This window comes from Lachnobacterium bovis DSM 14045 (assembly GCF_900107245.1).
GTDB classification, from domain to species: Bacteria; Bacillota; Clostridia; order Lachnospirales; family Lachnospiraceae; genus Roseburia; species Roseburia bovis.
In genome coordinates this window covers 1-17,254 of record NZ_FNPG01000010.1, presented here as the reverse complement: position 1 = coordinate 17,254, position 17,254 = coordinate 1, and the positions used below count along the sequence as shown (strand labels likewise).

At 30.7% G+C, this 17,254-nt stretch carries 13 protein-coding genes; 11 read left to right on the top strand and 2 right to left on the bottom strand.

Annotated features, from left to right (window positions below):
* The first annotated feature begins 9 nt into the window (after positions 1-9).
* The 11 genes from BLV79_RS04730 (at position 10) to tnpA (ending at position 14,449) form a co-directional block, all read left to right on the top strand.
* The gene (locus BLV79_RS04730) at positions 10-1,719 is read left to right on the top strand and encodes a hypothetical protein (protein WP_074716635.1); all 1,710 of its coding nucleotides are present in this window, start codon (positions 10-12) and stop codon (positions 1,717-1,719) included.
* A gap of 8 nt (positions 1,720-1,727) precedes the next feature.
* Positions 1,728-3,389, top strand: a complete 1,662-nt coding sequence (locus BLV79_RS04725) for a DUF6020 family protein (RefSeq protein WP_074716633.1) — start codon at positions 1,728-1,730, stop codon at positions 3,387-3,389.
* A gap of 110 nt (positions 3,390-3,499) precedes the next feature.
* The gene (locus BLV79_RS04720) at positions 3,500-4,435 is read left to right on the top strand and encodes a glycosyltransferase family 2 protein (protein WP_027421922.1); all 936 of its coding nucleotides are present in this window, start codon (positions 3,500-3,502) and stop codon (positions 4,433-4,435) included.
* Between the two features lie 21 nt (positions 4,436-4,456).
* Positions 4,457-6,082 (top strand): LTA synthase family protein, encoded by a 1,626-nt coding sequence (locus tag BLV79_RS04715; protein ID WP_074716631.1) that lies wholly within the window; start codon positions 4,457-4,459, stop codon positions 6,080-6,082.
* Between the two features lie 268 nt (positions 6,083-6,350).
* Positions 6,351-7,571, top strand: coding sequence for a UDPGP type 1 family protein (locus BLV79_RS04710; RefSeq protein WP_074716629.1), 1,221 nt, complete (start codon positions 6,351-6,353; stop codon positions 7,569-7,571).
* Between the two features lie 1,017 nt (positions 7,572-8,588).
* Positions 8,589-10,514, top strand: coding sequence for a hypothetical protein (locus BLV79_RS04705; protein ID WP_074716626.1), 1,926 nt, complete (start codon positions 8,589-8,591; stop codon positions 10,512-10,514).
* Positions 10,515-10,795: 281 nt separating this feature from the next.
* A complete protein-coding gene (locus BLV79_RS04700; protein WP_074716623.1) occupies positions 10,796-11,758 on the top strand; it encodes a hypothetical protein in 963 nt (320 codons plus the stop codon).
* A 250-nt stretch (positions 11,759-12,008) separates the two neighbouring features.
* Positions 12,009-12,449: an Hsp20/alpha crystallin family protein gene (locus BLV79_RS04695; RefSeq protein WP_074716621.1), complete on the top strand. Its 441-nt coding sequence runs from the start codon at positions 12,009-12,011 to the stop codon at positions 12,447-12,449.
* 42 nt (positions 12,450-12,491) lie between these two features.
* Positions 12,492-12,929 (top strand): Hsp20/alpha crystallin family protein, encoded by a 438-nt coding sequence (locus tag BLV79_RS04690; RefSeq protein WP_074716619.1) that lies wholly within the window; start codon positions 12,492-12,494, stop codon positions 12,927-12,929.
* Positions 12,930-13,048: 119 nt separating this feature from the next.
* Positions 13,049-13,792: an arginase family protein gene (locus tag BLV79_RS04685; protein WP_074716617.1), complete on the top strand. Its 744-nt coding sequence runs from the start codon at positions 13,049-13,051 to the stop codon at positions 13,790-13,792.
* A gap of 186 nt (positions 13,793-13,978) precedes the next feature.
* Positions 13,979-14,449 (top strand): IS200/IS605 family transposase, encoded by a 471-nt coding sequence (gene tnpA / locus BLV79_RS04680; RefSeq protein WP_074716615.1) that lies wholly within the window; start codon positions 13,979-13,981, stop codon positions 14,447-14,449.
* A gap of 155 nt (positions 14,450-14,604) precedes the next feature.
* Here tnpA and BLV79_RS04675 read toward each other — a convergent pair whose 3' ends face one another.
* Positions 14,605-14,853: a hypothetical protein gene (locus tag BLV79_RS04675; protein ID WP_074716613.1), complete on the bottom strand. Its 249-nt coding sequence runs from the start codon at positions 14,851-14,853 to the stop codon at positions 14,605-14,607.
* A gap of 106 nt (positions 14,854-14,959) precedes the next feature.
* Positions 14,960-16,759, bottom strand: a complete 1,800-nt coding sequence (locus BLV79_RS04670; RefSeq protein WP_074716611.1) for a hypothetical protein — start codon at positions 16,757-16,759, stop codon at positions 14,960-14,962.
* Between the last annotated feature and the right edge of the window lie 495 nt (positions 16,760-17,254).

Genomic DNA, 17,254 nt, shown 5'->3' with positions numbered 1-17,254 from the left:
GGAAGTAAAATGACAAAAATTAAAATTAAAAAAAAGGATATTTCAAAAATTTTATTTTGGATATGTGTATTATTTTCAATAGTACGTATCTGTGTGAATTTTAAAATGGCATATCTTATACGACCAGATTTTGGAAGTGATGATGGTTTATTATTTAATTATGCTGATTCATTGGCTAAATTTAATTGGTTAGGCGAATATAATTGTCAAACTTTGGTAAAGGGAATGTCATATTCTTTGTTGTTAGCTTTTTGTGCTAAAACATCGATTCCCTATTCAGTTGTTTTAAGTGGTCTTGATATTTTAGCAGCATTAACGTTCGTATTAGCTATAAAAGAAAAAATAAAATCAGATTATATATTAAAAATAGTATATATTTTATTGCTATTTAATCCAATAAGTTTGGATTATTTAGCAAGACAAAGAATGTATAGAAATTCATTAATTCCTGATATGACAGTTATTGTTTTTTCTTGTATGATTGGAGTTTTCTTTAGAAGAAATAAAAGTTTTAAAGAACTTTTGGGATGGAATTTGGCTACAGGAGCAGTTTTGTGTTATTTTTATTATTTAAGAGAAGACTCAATATGGGTAATGCCTTTCGTGTTGGTAGTTACAATTTTAAATCTTATAGATACTTTTTTAATTAATGGCAAGAAAGAGCTAGATATAAAAGGTAAAATTAAAAAAACAGTTTTATTCTTATTACCGTTAATAATGTTAGTATGTTGTACATTTACCATAAAAATTATAAATAAAAAATATTATGGGGTCTTTTTGGTGAATGATAGAACTGGCGGATATTTTGCGGACGCAATGTCTGATTTATATAGAATAGATGGTAAAAATGAAAATAAATCTGTTTGGATTTCAAAAGATGCGATAAATACAGCATTAAAAAATAGTAGTACCCTAAGAACTATAAAAAAAGAAGTAAATGAATCTATTAAGACTTGGGGTGGAGGCAAAGAAGTAAAAGGTGATTTAATAACATGGTCTCTTAGACAAGCAGCAGAAAATAAGGGATTATATAAAGATGCCAATACAGCTAATGATTTTTGGAAAAAAGTTCATATTGAATTAAAGGCGGCAAGAAAAGATGGAAAGATTAAAACTAAGAAAGGAATCTTTTTTACAAAACAAGCCACTGGTGTTAAGTATAATGAATTGCCAAAATATATGATGTTATCGGTAGAAAATATGAATAAAATTTCAAGTTATTCAGAATGTAAGATGCAAGGAGAATTACCATTATACCCTAATCCTGCAAAAATAAGATATTATGAAGTTCGTTATGGTGTTTATGCACCACTTGAATTAAATGAAGAAGATACCAAAATGGTTCAATCAAAAAAATTAGCAATTGTATCAAATCGTGTGATAAAAATGTACAAAAAGACATCTAAAATTATTAATTTAGTTGTAGTTCTGTCATATATAATGATAACTATTTGTGTTCTTTATCAATTGATAAAGAAAAAGTATGATAATTTAGAATGTTGGCTAATGATAACAGGAATCGCATTAAGTGCATATTGTTTAATTTTTGGAGTTTCATTTTTCACATCTTGGTTTACAAAAGATATGGAAGTGTATATTAGACCATTTTATTCATCCGGAGCATATGGATTGATTCAAATTGGTAAATATTTATGTATTCTTTCTGCGGTTGAGTTAGCGGCTAAGGCTTTTAAAAATTTAAAAAATAAAAAGAAGTAGGTATAAATATGTTAAAAAAAGATATGAAATTTAAGGCGCTTCCAAAAAATGGATATCTTTTTGTTATAAAAAATTTATTTGCAATAATGTTTTCTATTATGATAGTTCTTGCAAATAAAATTACAATAACAAGTGATATTTTTTCAAGTAATAAAGAAGCATTTTTTTCAAAATTTGGTGTTTTAGATATATTACTATTTATTTGTTGCTTTTTATTGACTAATGTTGGGATAACAATTATTGAAAAAATCATTAATTTATCACAAAAGAAAAATGAATATGTAGAAAGAACTAAAAATGTAAAAGTGTTTGTTGTTTTTTTTATGCTTCTTATTATATGTTGGTTACCTTGTGTGTTAACCTTTTATCCAGGTGGAGTTTTTGCTGATACAACATATACGTTATTAATGGCAAAAGGAGAGGCAGTAATAAATAACCATCAACCATTATTATATACATGGATTTGGGAAATAATGTATGGAATAGGTGGCTTGTTTGCATTAAGTGAGTACCATGTGATTTTCTTATGCACAATTGTTCAAGCAATAGCGATGGCTTTAGTTATAAGTTGCTTTTTATACAGTTTATATAAAAAAGGTTTTTCAAAAAAATTTATAATTATTTCAACGATATATTTTGGCTTATTTAATTTGATACCGTTGTATGTAGTTTCGTTGTGGAAAGATACATTTTTTTCGATTTTCTTTTTTGCTTTTTCAGTTTTATTATTTAATATTTTTTGGAATAGAGCTGAAGAAAGAAAATTTATTAAATGGCAAACAATACTGTTGTATTCTGTTTTAGCATATTTAATATCTTTTTCAAGGAATAATGGTATATATGCATTCTTTTTCTTTACAGTTGTATTACTAGTTTATTTTGCATATCATAAAGAAAAAAGATTATTAAAATATAGCGCTATAATATCATTTATACTTATATGTGTTTTTTCAGTGATAAGAGGACCTATATATGATTCTTTTAAATATAATGTGGATGATAAAGTAGAAAGTTTTGGAATTCCATTACAGCAAGTATGCTATATTATTGAAAACAATGGTGATGTATCTAATGAAGATATGGAAGTAATTAATAATATTATACCACAAGAAGATATACATAAATTGTATTGCCCTTTAATTGTAGATAAAATCAAGTGGGCGCCATCATTTAACAAGGAATATTTAAATGATCATTATAGATTATTCCTTAGAACATACCTAAATATTGTTAGGAAAAATCCTATTAAAGCTTTAAAAGGCTGGGCATTGGCTAATGAAGGCTTTTGGGATATAAGTAGACAAAATGGTGCAGGCTATATACATAATACTATGTGGTTTACATTGTCATATCCGATAAGAGATGTGGTTAAAGATAAATGTGGTTTTTCATTTCAGAATTTATATTCAGTAGATAAAAAAATAAGTAGTGCTTTGTTTGCTTGGTTTATTTTTTTGTCTGTTGTAATAGGATATAGAAGACGTAGAGGCGGTTCATATTTAGCACTGATGCCAGCAATTGGAATTTGGATAACTATGATTGTGGCAACACCATTAGCGTATAGTTTAAGATATGTGTTCCCACTTGTGTTATTAGTTCCTATGGGAATTGCAGTTATGATTGCACCAAAATATTCTTTGTTAAATACAGAATCGTTTACAGAAATTTAATACTGTTGTATAATAAAGTGATTGTTGTATATTCAAAATTAAAAAATGCAAAAATAGCAAGTAACAATAATTATAAGTTTTATAAAATATGAGTTTTAAGGTGGTAAAAAATGGATAAGATAGCAGTTTTAATACCTTGTTATAACGAGGCAAAGACAATTGAAAAAGTTGTTACGGACTTTAGAAGAGAATTACCTGAAGCAGTTATTTATGTATATGATAATAATTCAAGTGATGGAACTGATGAGATTGCAAGAAAAGCGGGGGCAGTAGTAAGATACGAGTATCAGCAAGGAAAAGGTAACGTTATTAGAAGAATGTTTGCCGAAATTGATGCAGAATGTTATGTTATGGTTGATGGTGATGATACATATCCAGCAGATCAGGTTCAACCATTAGTTGATAAAGTTTTAAATAAAAAAGCAGATATGGTAGTCGGAGATAGATTATCTTCAACATATTTTGAAGAAAATAAAAGACCATTCCATAATTTTGGAAATTCAATTGTAAGAGGTAGTATAAATTTATTGTTTAAAAATGATATCAAAGATATCATGACTGGCTATAGAGCGTTTAGCTATAGATTTGTTAAGACTTTTCCAGTTTTATCAAAAGGATTTGAAATTGAAACAGAAATGAGTATACATGCAATTGATAAGAATATGTATGTAGAAAATTCAGTTATAGAATATAGAGATAGACCAGAAGGAAGTGAGTCTAAATTAAATACTTATTCAGATGGATTTAAAGTAATTAAGACAATAATTCGTTTGTTTAAAACTTATAGACCACTTGCGTTCTTTGGCGTTATAGCTCTTATTTTAGCAGTGATTTCAGGTGCTTTCTTTGTACCAATTTTTGTACATTATACAAAGACAGGATTAGTACCTAAAATTCCTACTTTAATTATGAGTGGATTTGTTATGATAGCAGCATTACAATCGTTGTTTACAGGTTTGATTTTACAAACAATGTATGCAAAAAATAGACAGGACTTCGAAATGGAACTAAATAGAGTTACAAGAGAAGCTAGGGATGATAAATAATATAAAAAGAAGGATAGTGTAATGAGAGTATCAAAATTAAAATTAATAAGAAGCTTTTTTTATTATATTTTTATAGTTGTATCAATTTTTTTGGCGTCTATAATTTTTCCATTAAGTAATTGGTATAAAAAAAATATAAAAGTAAGTATAGATGCTGCAATTTTTACACTTAGATCACCCTTAAAAGGAAGCGATACTGGTATAACAGAAAAGGTTATTTTGGCAGCTATTCCAGCGGCTATTGGTTCGTTATTGATAATTTTTTTAGTGTTTTTTGTTGAATGGTTTTTTACGAGAAAACGTAATGACTTATTGTTTATTAACGAGAAAGCTAAAGTAGCTAGAAAGAAAAAAATATGTAGAATAGTTTCCTTTTTATTAGCGCTTATTTATTTTATAGTATCATTAGTTTACTGTAATAGTAAAATTGATTATATGTCTTATGCTGTAATGCAGTTTAATCATACTAAGATTTATGAAACTGATTATATTGATCCAAAAGAGGCTATAATAACTAAAGATAAAGGCGTCGAGGTTGCATCGGTAGATGATAACGCTGGAGCAGAAACTGTTGAAAAAGCTAATCCTACTAAGAATCTTATATATATATATGTAGAAAGTTTTGAAACAACATATGCAAGTAAGAAGTATGGTGGATACCAACCTAATAATATGAACTTAATTCCTAACATGGAAAAAGTAGCACAAGAAAATATTTCTTTTTCTACTAATTCTAATTTAAGAGGAATTAGGAATACATGTGGTAATGATTGGACATTTGGTTCTATTTTTTCATCAACATCAGGATTGCCATTTAAGTTTCCAAATATGTATAACAAAACTGGTAAACTGAAAAAATTTGCCTCAGGTGTCACAACTTTAGGACAAGTTCTTGATAAAGAAGGATATTATCAAGAATTTTTATGTGGTTCGGATGCTAATTTTGCTGGTAGAAAACAATATTTCAAAACTCATGGAAATTATAATATTTTTGATCTAAATACTGCTAGAAAGAAAAAATTAGTTCCTAAGGATTACCACTCTGGTTGGGGCTTTGAAGATGAAAAATTATATGAATACGCTAAAAATGAATTGACTCGTATATCATCTAAAAAACAACCATTTAATTTTACAATGCTTACATGTGATACACATTTTCCAATGGGAAATAGATGTCGATTGTGTGGTGATACTTATTCTAAAAAGTTCAATCATGGTCAAGAAGAATGTAATAAAGGTTTAACTGCTGATGTTGTTGAATGTGCAGATCGTCAATTGTCTTCATTTATTGAATGGTGTAAGACACAGGATTTCTTTGAAAACACTGTAATTGTAATTCAAGGAGATCATCCTAGAATGGATCAATATCTTGTAAAAGGTGCATCTGACGAAGTTAGAACAGTTTATAATTGTTTTATTAATTCTAGTGTTGAACCTGTTTTAGGAGAAAAAAATAGAACGTTAACTATTATGGATATGTTTCCAACGACGTTGGCTGCGATGGGCTTTAAAATCGAAGGAGATAGACTTGGATTAGGCACTAATGCTTTCTCAAAGAAAAAAACTTTAGCAGAAAAAATGGGATATGATGACTTTAATGCGGAACTAGAAAAGTATTCACAATACTACATTGATAAATTTAGTTAAAGAAAGATTGGACAAAATACATTGTATAATGTGTCAATTTATTAAGAAAAAGTTTATGTAATTTTTATATATTTAATAAAATCCATAGAACATATAGAAAAATCATAGAAAATCTGTTATCATTGTATATTGAATGTTGCTTTGCACAATTAAAAAAGTACCGTAAAACGGCATGTTTTATAGATTGATGTGAGTTTGTTTTATCAAGGAAGATTTACCGACAGAGTTACGTTAGTCTAAGTACTAAATTGAGGAAAGAGAGAAAAAAATGAAAAAGGAAATACTAGAAAAGCTTAATAGTTCTAATCAGAAATATTTAAAAAATTACTTAAGCAATATAGATATAAACAATATCCCAAATAAATTAGATCACCAACTTGACGACATGGATTGGTCTTTACTAGATTTAATAAATGGTAAAGGTCAAAAACGTGGTAAATTCTCACCATTGGGTGCAATGGAGATTTCAGATATTGAAAAAAACAAAGATCATTATAAAGAAATAGGTCTTGAAGCAATCAGAAAAGGCGAAGTTGGAGCAATCCTTCTTGCAGGAGGACAAGGAACAAGACTTGGTTTCGATAAAGCAAAGGGAATGTTCAATATGGGAATCCATAGAGAACTTTACATTTTTGAACAGCTTATCAGCAACTTAAAAGAAGTTACAGATGAAGCAAAAGCTTATGTGCCACTTTACATTATGACTAGCGAGAAAAATGATAAAGAGACAAAGCAGTTTTTTAAAGAGCACGATTATTTTGGATATGATGAGCGATATATTCAATTTTTTGTACAGGATATGGTTCCATCAGTGGATTTCGATGGTAATATCTTATTAGATTCCAAAGAATCACTTGCAATGTCACCAAACGGTAATGGTGGTTGGTTCTCATCAATGGTAAGAGCTGGCTTAGACAAAGATTTAAATAACAGAAATATCAAGTGGTTGAACGTATTTGCGGTTGATAATGTTTTGCAAAAAATCGCAGATCCAGTATTCATCGGCGCAACAATAGATTCAGGTAACGAGTGTGGTGCCAAAGTAGTTCGTAAAGCAGATCCAGAAGAGAGAGTAGGAGCGCTTTGCTTAGAAGATGGTAAACCATCAATCATCGAATACTACGAGCTCACTAAAGAGATGGCATACTCAACAGACGATAAAGGAACACTTTTATACGGATTCGGAGTTATTCTTAATTATTTATTCAGAGTTGATAAACTTTGGAAAATCGTAGACAATAAATTCCCTGTCCACGTAGTAAAAAAGAAAGTTCCATACATGGCAGAAGATGGCCATTTAGTTAAGCCGACAGAGCCTAACGCATACAAATTTGAGCTATTAATTCTCGACATGGTTTATATGATGGATAATTGCTTATCCTTCGAGGTAGATCGTAAAAAAGAATTCGCTCCAGTTAAGAATGCACAGGGCGTTGATTCAGTTGAAACAGCTCGTGAGTTGCTAATCGAGAATGGAATTGAGTTATAGATCGAGAAATATATAATCTAATATAAGATTTAAATTCCCCAAATGAGAGAAATGTTTCCGCAGAAATGTAGAAACATCTCGATAGTTGGGGATTTTTTGTTGCAAAGAATTACCTAGAGTGCGCAGAATACACTACGGGATAGAATAAAGATTGTAGTTTGAAAACATCGATTTTATAAAGATAAAAGAAATATAATTTATAAATCGTTTATTTAGAACAGAAAAAAATCCTATTTTTTTTAGGTAAAATATATTTTTTTAAAAATTTTTTAGAATTCTTTATAAACTTTTTATTGCAATGAAACGAAATACATGATTGTAAAGGTAAACTTAAAAAAGCCTGTAAAATGAACGCTTGTAGGGCACATTGGAAACATCAAACCAGGCACAAAATTGAAAATATTAATTCACAATATTAATAATTCGTTTGTTTTCTCTTAAAAAATAATTAAAAAAGCTATTGACAGAAAAACAAATGTGATTATAATTAATTGTATATTAAATCTAAAGATTTAATAAAGTAAATAGACAAAAAAGTTAGAACTTATTTATTGACTTAATAAAACTTAATTCAAGCTTAATTTCTACTTCATATATGACCACCAAGGTAAACTAAAAGTGAAATGACATTAAATTTTCATTAAAAATTTTAAAAACCTTATAAAAAAAATAAAATTTATCTATAAAGTTTTTAAGAATTTGGTTCGAAAAAGAAAATGTAAAGGTTAATCAACAGCTTAGGAATTACATTTAAGAGTTATTTTAGAAAGCATCAGCTTTAGAAAGTAATTGTATGTAGTACTTAAAAATTGAATGACTTGAATGGGTTTATCCATTGACACTTGTAGTTATCTTGAATCCTAGATTTTTGCAGAGAGCGTCTAGATATAGGGATAAAACCTGATTTTATCGTTATATTTAGACGTTTTTATTTTGGAGAAGGGGAAATATACTTGAAATCCAAAAGCAAAAACGAGGAAAAATAATTTATTTTTAATAATAAGGAGGATATCTAAAATGGTAAGAGGTTTAAAGAAAAAATTACTTATTGGTTTATTAAGTGCTGCAGTAGTTGGCACTAGTTTAGCACCAAGTGTACCACTTGTAGGAAGCTTTGCTCAGGAGGTTAAGGCGACAGACAGTGAATTACCTGAGGGTATGTATAAATATACTAAAATCGAAGTAAAAAAAGAACACACAACAACGCCAGCCACATACAAATGGAAGTTTCCTGAGTTTGCGGTTTACACTGCGGCAAACGATAACGCCGAACTAAATAAGGAGACGTATCAAAAACCTACAGCAGCTAATCAAAAAATACCGGGAACTTTGTATAAAAAAGTAGGAAGTGAGTTTGTTGAGCTACAAGAAGATATTTCATCTGAAGAAGATCAGCCTGCATCAGAAACCTATAGTTGGGACCACAAATTTAAAGAAAATACATATTACAAATTAGAAACAAATGGAAATTACTCATTAATGACCGGGTTTCAAGAAGCTAATGCAGAAGCTCCAGAAAAATTTGATGTCTACACCAAAGAAAAAGACAATACAAAATCTTCTGTTACTGTTGAAGAAGCAACCGACACTGCTTCAACTGTAAAACCAAAGAGCATTGGTTCAACCAATGGCTCTACTGCAACTATCGACAAAAATAAAGCTACAAAAATTACTGTAGATGTTGAAGCTTCAGCAGGTAAAGTTATTAAGAGTGTTGTTGCAAAAGTTATTAACGCTGCTACAAATAAACAAATTGGTTCTGATATTACTGCTACAAAAGTAGACGGAACAGAAAATACTTATGAATTGCTTGTAACTGCAACAGAAGACACCGTAAAAGTTTTGATTTCTACAGAAGAAGAAGACTTATTAATCACTCCTAAACTATCTAGTACTCTTTCAAGTAAAGTAGGTACTGCAGAATTAACATCTACTTCAGCAGTTAAACCTGGTAAAAAAATTGAATTAAAGGTTACACTTGCTGAAGGAGCAACAAAAGCTAATGTTACTGTAAAAGCTGCTGGAAAAGTAATTGGTGGTAGCGATCCAGATGATGGTGTTGTTACATATTCGATTGATACAACTGATGTAAAAGATGAAGAACTTGAAATTGAAGTTTCAGGTCGTCTTGATAATGATGGATTAGAAAAAGAAAAAACTGATAAGGGCTCAACAGCCACTGTTGTAAATGCTGGCGATGCTGCAGCTGACGCAAACGATGTTTTAGATGTTGCAAAATCTGATCAAGATGGTAAATATGTAAATGCAAAATTAAATATTAGTACATCTGATGATACAGAAACTAAAGCACTAAAATCTGAAGTTGCTTTAGCAGAAAAATCTGGTTTGAAATTAGCTGGTTATATTTCAGTAGATTTCTTTAGAACAGTTTCAGACACACCAGGTGCTGCTGTAACTATAACAGGTGCTGAGAATCAAAAAGTAACAAAATTAGGTGCTCCACTTGCAGTAAAATACTTCTTACCTAAGGCTGCAATCGGTAAGACTGGATATAAAGCAATCAGATTCCATGATACTATTGGTGAAATTACAACAACACCTAATGCTGATGGTGAATACATTGAAGTTAAAGGTAATGAATTAATTCTCCATGTTAAACTTTTATCTGATTTTGCTGTAGTTTATAATGATACAGATGCAACACCAGATGTACCAGATCCAGATCCAGTTCCAAAACCAGATCCAGATCCAACTCCAGTTAAGCCAGATCCAACTCCAGTTAAGCCAAATCCAGTTAAACCTTCAAGTGACACTGGTACAAAAGCTGCCAAAGCTACAACATCAACAAAGAAATCTTCAAAGACTTCTTCACCAAAGACAGCTGATTACGCAGTAAACTCATTACTTGCATTATTAACAGGTGCTGCAGGATTATTCGGAATCACTTTAATTAACAAAAAAAGAAAAGAAGATGAAGAATAATTCTTACCCAAAATAAAAAACAATAATATAAAAACCTATTATTAGTAGAAAACTTCAAGTAATCTATTTAATAATAGTACAAAGTATAATATCAGCCCTCCAGAAGCAACTCTGGAGGGTTGGTTTTTGCCATTAAACAGTTTTACTTTTTGTCAATTTTCACTAAATACTTCTCTTATTTTCCCTGGAAAATCTACTACTCATTTCATAATTAATCATTGATAATGCTCCAAAATCCATGTATAATCTTTATTACGACTAAAAATAGATCGGAGATTCAAATGAAAAACAAAAAATATTCTACGCCAAATCATTTGGCTAATAGTCTTGACAATTCTAGTCAAAATGCCCAGTATGACAAACATGCTAAAGAAATTTTAGCAAACAAACAAGTACTTTCAAGGATTCTATCAGCAACAGTTGCAGAGTACAAAGATGTACCACTAGATGTGATTTCATCACTAATTGGTGACGATTTAGAAATAGGCAAGCATTACCTAGAACCTCTAGCAAAAGTAAGAGAACTCAATACAGAAAGTACAATTCCAGGCGAAGGTCGTGTCACTTACGACATTAAATTTTCAGCAAAACTTCCAAATAAAAATGATACAATTAGTTTAATTATTAACGTCGAAGCACAAAGAAAATTTAACACACCGTACGATATTGTTACTAGAGCAGTATTTTATACTTGCAGAATGATTTCAGAGCAGCTTGAAACTGAGTTTTCAATCGGAAAAAATCACAGCTACGACGATATCAAAAAAGTCTATTCTATCTGGATTTGCATGAATACACCAGAAGATATCGCAAATTCAATCACTGAATTTAAGATGACAAAAAACAGTATTTATGGTACATTTAATAGAGAAGTACGTTATGATTTACAGTCTGTAATCATCGTTTGTCTTGGTAAAAATCCACTACAAACAGACAACGATTTTCTAGGTGCACTCGAAACAATCTTTACTGAAGACTTCGATAGTGCAACAAAGAAAAAGAGGCTTAAAGAAAACTTTAATTTTGAATTAGATAACGAAATCGATGGGAGGTTGATGGATATGTGTAACTTAAGTCAAGGTATTAGAGAAGAAGGTATCGATATAGGTGTTAACCAAACATTATTTATGCTTGTTGATGAAAAGACCTATACATTAGAACAGGCATACCAAAAAACTTCTCTCTCCCCTGAAGAATTCAATAAAGCGTATGCTGAATGGCTAGAAAACAACAAACAAAGTTAATAATAATTAAATGATATTAAAAAAATATAATCTAGGTATCACCAAAAACTGGTACCTAGATTTTTTATTTTTTCATTAAGCTTTTATTCTAATTTAAAATTTGATATTTCTTATAATAACCCACAAAAAATAGAATTCACAAAAAATTCACAAAATTTATTAGCACTCACTATTGACGAGTGCTAATAATAGTGGTATAACATAGTTAACAAGAGATGAAGAAACAAAGAGAACTAAGGAGGAATGAAAAATGATGTTAGTACCTAGTTTTTTTAATGATAATTTTACAAATGATGTTTTTGGAGATTTATTTAATTATCCAAAGAGCAACAAGAAGTATGATTCCAACTCCAACATGTTAGTTGATATAAAGGAATTTAAAGATAGGTTTGAGATGGACATTGATTTACCAGGTTTCAATAAAGATGAAATAACTCTTGAATTGGAAAAAGGTTATCTTACAATTTCAGCAGTTCCATCTAAGAAAGAAGAAAATAGTGAATCCAAAGGAAGATTCATTAGATGCGAACGTTTTAAAGGATCTAATCGCAGAGCTTTCTATGTTGGTGAAGAAATTACACAGGCCGATATAAAAGCAAAATTTGAAAACGGCGTTCTCGCAATCACTATTATGAAGAAGAAACCAGTACCTAAAAATGAAAAAGACAACTTTATTTCAATTTTAGGTTAATTTATAAAAATGGTTAAAAAACTTTTCAAGGAGGAATGAACTATGTTATTACCAAGTATTTTTAATGACAATTTTACAGATGACTTTTTCGGGGATATGTTTAGCTATCCACTAAGAGATTTTGATTTTCAGAGATTCTCTGGAATGCACGCAGATGTTCAGGAATTCGATGATAAGTATGAGATGAATATTGAACTGCCAGGATATGACAAGTCCGATGTTACCGCAGAACTTAAAAATGGATACCTAACAATTGCAGCGAAACATTCTGATAATAAAGATGAAAAAGACGAAAAAGGAAAATATATCCGCAGAGAAAGATATCAAGGCGAATGCCGAAGAAGCTTTTTCGTTGGAGATGAAGTTGAACAAAAAGATATTCAGGCCAGATTTAATAACGGAATTTTGACACTTGATATTGCGAAAGTCAAAGAAACACCAAAAGTTGAGGAAAAACAACTTATTGCAATTGAAGGATAATAATTAAAAGGGACCACAGCCTAAGATTTTTTGGGCTGTGGTTTTTAGCTTTTTGATAGTAGCTTTAGTGAAAAGTAAATTCATAAGTAAATTCTATAAAACAGGAGTGATGACATAATATGGACTTAATGTTAAATTTTTCGAATGTGTATGATGAACCAACCAACAAAATAAAGTTTATCGATTGTAAAGACATTAGTGGAACGAACATGTATTGCACTGAATCTGCCAAAAATGAAATTAAGAAAAAACTCAAAAATTATTCACCTAAGGGAATTCATTTTATTGATTCCGGAAATTATCATTATTTAACGACGTTTTTTACAGATAAAATCAACTTTCCGTATTCGTTAGTTTTGTTCGATTTTCATAATGATATGCAAAATGCAATTTTTGACAACATGATAAGTTGCGGAAGTTGGGCCAAGGAATTGTTAGAAAAAGACAAAAATTTGCATCAGCTTTTTCTAATAGGTCCGTTACAAAACACTATTGATGCTATTCATGTCAAAAATCAAAATAAAGTAATACCAATCAGTATAGAAACAATTCAAAATTCTCTTAACAAAAAAGAATTGATTACAAAAGCGTTACAACAATTTGACACAGATCACCCTACTTATGTGTCAATTGATAAAGATGTTCTCTCTGAAAAATATGCTCGAACAAATTGGAATCAGGGGCAAATGAGCCTTGGGACTTTAAAGCATTTTTTGTCTTTTTTCATGCAAAAAACTCAAATTATCGGCATTGATATATGTGGAGAGAATTCTCACAACGAACCATTTTATCAAAAAATAATAGATGAGAAAATAAATAAACAGACTGACGTTGATTTATATAAATTTTTTAAATTACATTAAAAACTCCAAAAGCAAGTCCACCACGTTTGCTTCTAGTGGGCTCGCTTTTTCTTTGTGTAGCAAGGTTTTAATAAACCCCCTGCTATGCAGGGGGACAACAGACGCTTTAGCTTACAGTAAAAACCTCCCGTGATATAATAACTTTGGTTCGCCAGCCAAGTTAAATATTACAGGAGGTGGTCCAAGATGGACATGAATAGTTTATCACATACAAAGTGGGAATGTAAGTACCATATTGTATTTGCGCCAAAATTCAGAAGAAAGGTAGCATATGGGCAATTGCGACAAGACATAGCCAACATTCTCAGCATGTTGTGTAAAAGAAAACATGTAGAGATAATCGAGGCGGAAATATGCCCAGATCACGTGCATATGCTGGTGAGAATTCCACCAAGTATGAGTATTTCGAGTTTCGTAGGGTACCTTAAAGGAAAGAGCACGCTCATGATATTTGAGAGACATGCAAATCTGAAATATAAGTATGGTAACCGACATTTTTGGTGTAGAGGATATTATGTAGACACTGTAGGAAAAAATGCGAAGAAAATTCAAGAGTATATTCAGAATCAGTTAAAAGAAGATTTAGAATATGATCAAATGACACTGAAGGAATATGTAGACCCGTTTACGGGTGAGCCGGTAAAGCAAAACAAATAAAAAGAGCCCATGGGGCTCAGTAGGGAAATGATGTTGCGGCTGGCGAACCTTTCGACGAGTCTTTAGACTCAGTGCCGGTAATATGCCCTTATAGGGCAAGAGCAAACCACCGGCTAAGCCGGTGGTGCTGATTTACTCTATGATGCTTATTTTTATTAATCTTGTTTATTCTCTTTAAGCCTCTTTTTCTTTGTGGCACTATCGAAGTCTTCTGTAAAGATTGTTTCGAGTGCACCTAGAAAATCGTTGTCTGTTTGTAGTGGATTTTTACCAAGACAAACGATGATTACAGACTGTAAATCATAACGTACTTCTCTATTAAATGTACCATAAATACTGTTTTTTGTCATCTTAAATAGAAATGGCACAAAAATAAATTTGCTAAACAGTAAATAATTTAACACAAAACCAACCCTCCAGAGTTGCTTCTGGAGGGCTGATATTACACTTTGCACTATTATTAATTTAATAATAGGTTTTTGTATTATTGTTTTTTATTTTGGTTAAGAATTATTCTTCATCTTCTTTTCTTTTTTTGTTAATTAAAGTGATTCCGAATAATCCTGCAGCACCTGTTAATAATGCAAGTAATGAGTTTACTGCGTAATCAGCTGTCTTAGGTGAAGAAGTCTTTGAAGATTTCTTTGTTGAAGTTGTAACTTTGGCAGCTTTAGCTGTTGCAGGTTTTGTTGCTGTCTTAGCACTTGTATCGGTGATTGTTCCACTTGTACCTTGGTTACCCTGGTTACCCTGATTACCTTGATTATCCTGGTTTTCATTGTTTTCGTTGTTTTCATTATTCTCATCATCAACTGCTGTTGCTTCTTCATCTGAGTAACCGATTGCAAATACAGAGAATTTTGAGGCATGTACCTGAATACTATCACTTGTTACATGTATATATTCTCCATTTGCATTAGGTTCAGTTGTAAGTCTATCTACTACTCCGTTATGAATTCTATATACTTTATATGTTTTTTTGCCACGCTGATCTTCAGGAATTGTAATTGTATATGTAATTAAGTTATTTCCTAAGTCTGTTAATGTTGTAGTAGCTGGATCAGCCGCACCTACCTTATCATACACTTTATTAATTGTGATTACAAAAGAGTAACCTAATTTTAAATCATCATCTTGAATAGCAGTTTTAATACTATCTAAGCTTTCATCCGTTGTAGGCTTAATCTCTGCTGTTACAGACAATACTTTTTCTTCTATAGTTGTTGCTAAATCTTCTAATTCAGTAGAAATAAAACCAGCTGCTTTTACTGCTTCATATACACCATCAGCATTTGCAGAAACTTTAGCAGTACTTTGAACACCTTTATTGATTGTACTCGTTGTACCTTTAGAGTTTGTAGTTTTTTGAGTTTCAGAGTCTGTATATGTTGCTGTACCTTTTATTGTAAGTTTAACGTCATCTTTTGTAAAGTCACCAGCAGGAATTGTTACAACATATTTATCACCATCTGGTTTAAATTCTAAATCACCCTTTACGCCATCTGCTACTATTGTAGGTTTATCAACATCCTCCACAAACTTGCATTTTGCCTGTGGAGAAACAGTAACTGTAACCTGATCATCTTTGGTAATTCCTGTCGTCTTTGATACAGAAACAGTGGCACCACTTAATTTAGAGTCATCTACTTTGATGTTAGACAATACTTCATATTCTCCACCCGTAATTTTTAAATCTGTGGTTTTATCCTCAGTATCATTTACCTCATGTGTGTATTCATATTTGTAAGTAGAATCATCTACTTTTGTAGTTGCTTTTTCATTAACTTTTGGAGCTGTTTTAAATTTACGACCATCTTTAGCTTTAATTGTAAGAACCGCTTTTGTATTATTTATATCTAATTCCGATTTATCTAGTGTATATGTTAAACCATCTGCAATATCTGCGCCTTTAGAAACTGTTAATGTTTCTTTAATTAAAGCAACAGATGCACCTGAATCAAAAGTAGTTTGAGATAATTTACCATCAACAGCAGTTACATCATATATTCGACCAGCATCTACCAATCTATAACCAGCATCTGCTTTAACAACGATTGTTAATTTACCAGCAGCATATGTAGTACCGTTTTCGTCTACAGTTGAATGAGCTGGTTTAGTTATAGTAACGGTATTGGGTACCAATTCACCACCATTATCAACATTAACAGTAACTTCTTTAGATGTTGTTTCATCAGCCTTAACCTCCTGAGCAAAGCTTCCTACAAGTGGTACACTTGGTGCTAAACTAGTGCCAACTACAGTAGCACTTAATAAACCTATTAGTAATTTTTTCTTTAAACCTCTTACCATTTTAGATATCCTCCTTATTCGAGTTTAGATAAATTGCTGATTATTAGTAGTAGTAATGGAAACGATTCTACTCAACAAAACTGAACTGTTGTTTAAAAAGAAGAGTAAGATTAGATACTATCCTAGAGCGATTAATTCTAAAATAATTGCTTTAATTTAAAGATTTGGCATGAAAGAGTGAAAATTTTTATTTTCCAAGGAAATTAGACGAAAAAGCGTGATTAAATAAGTTTGTAATTTATAAAAAGATCATTAAGTTGGAAAGTAATCATATTGAAATAAAAAGGTGATAGGTTAGAATTGAAGCGATAGAAGAAACTTTAATATAGAGATGAGATAGAGTATTACAACATTATTTTTATGAATATCAAGGATGTGATTTCGGTTAGATTTTGAAAATTATTTTACAGAAAAATGTTATTTCCGTGATGTTTTCAAGTCGAAAGATTACTAAATGATTATTAAGAAAATTTGAAATTAGAATAAAAGTTTGAT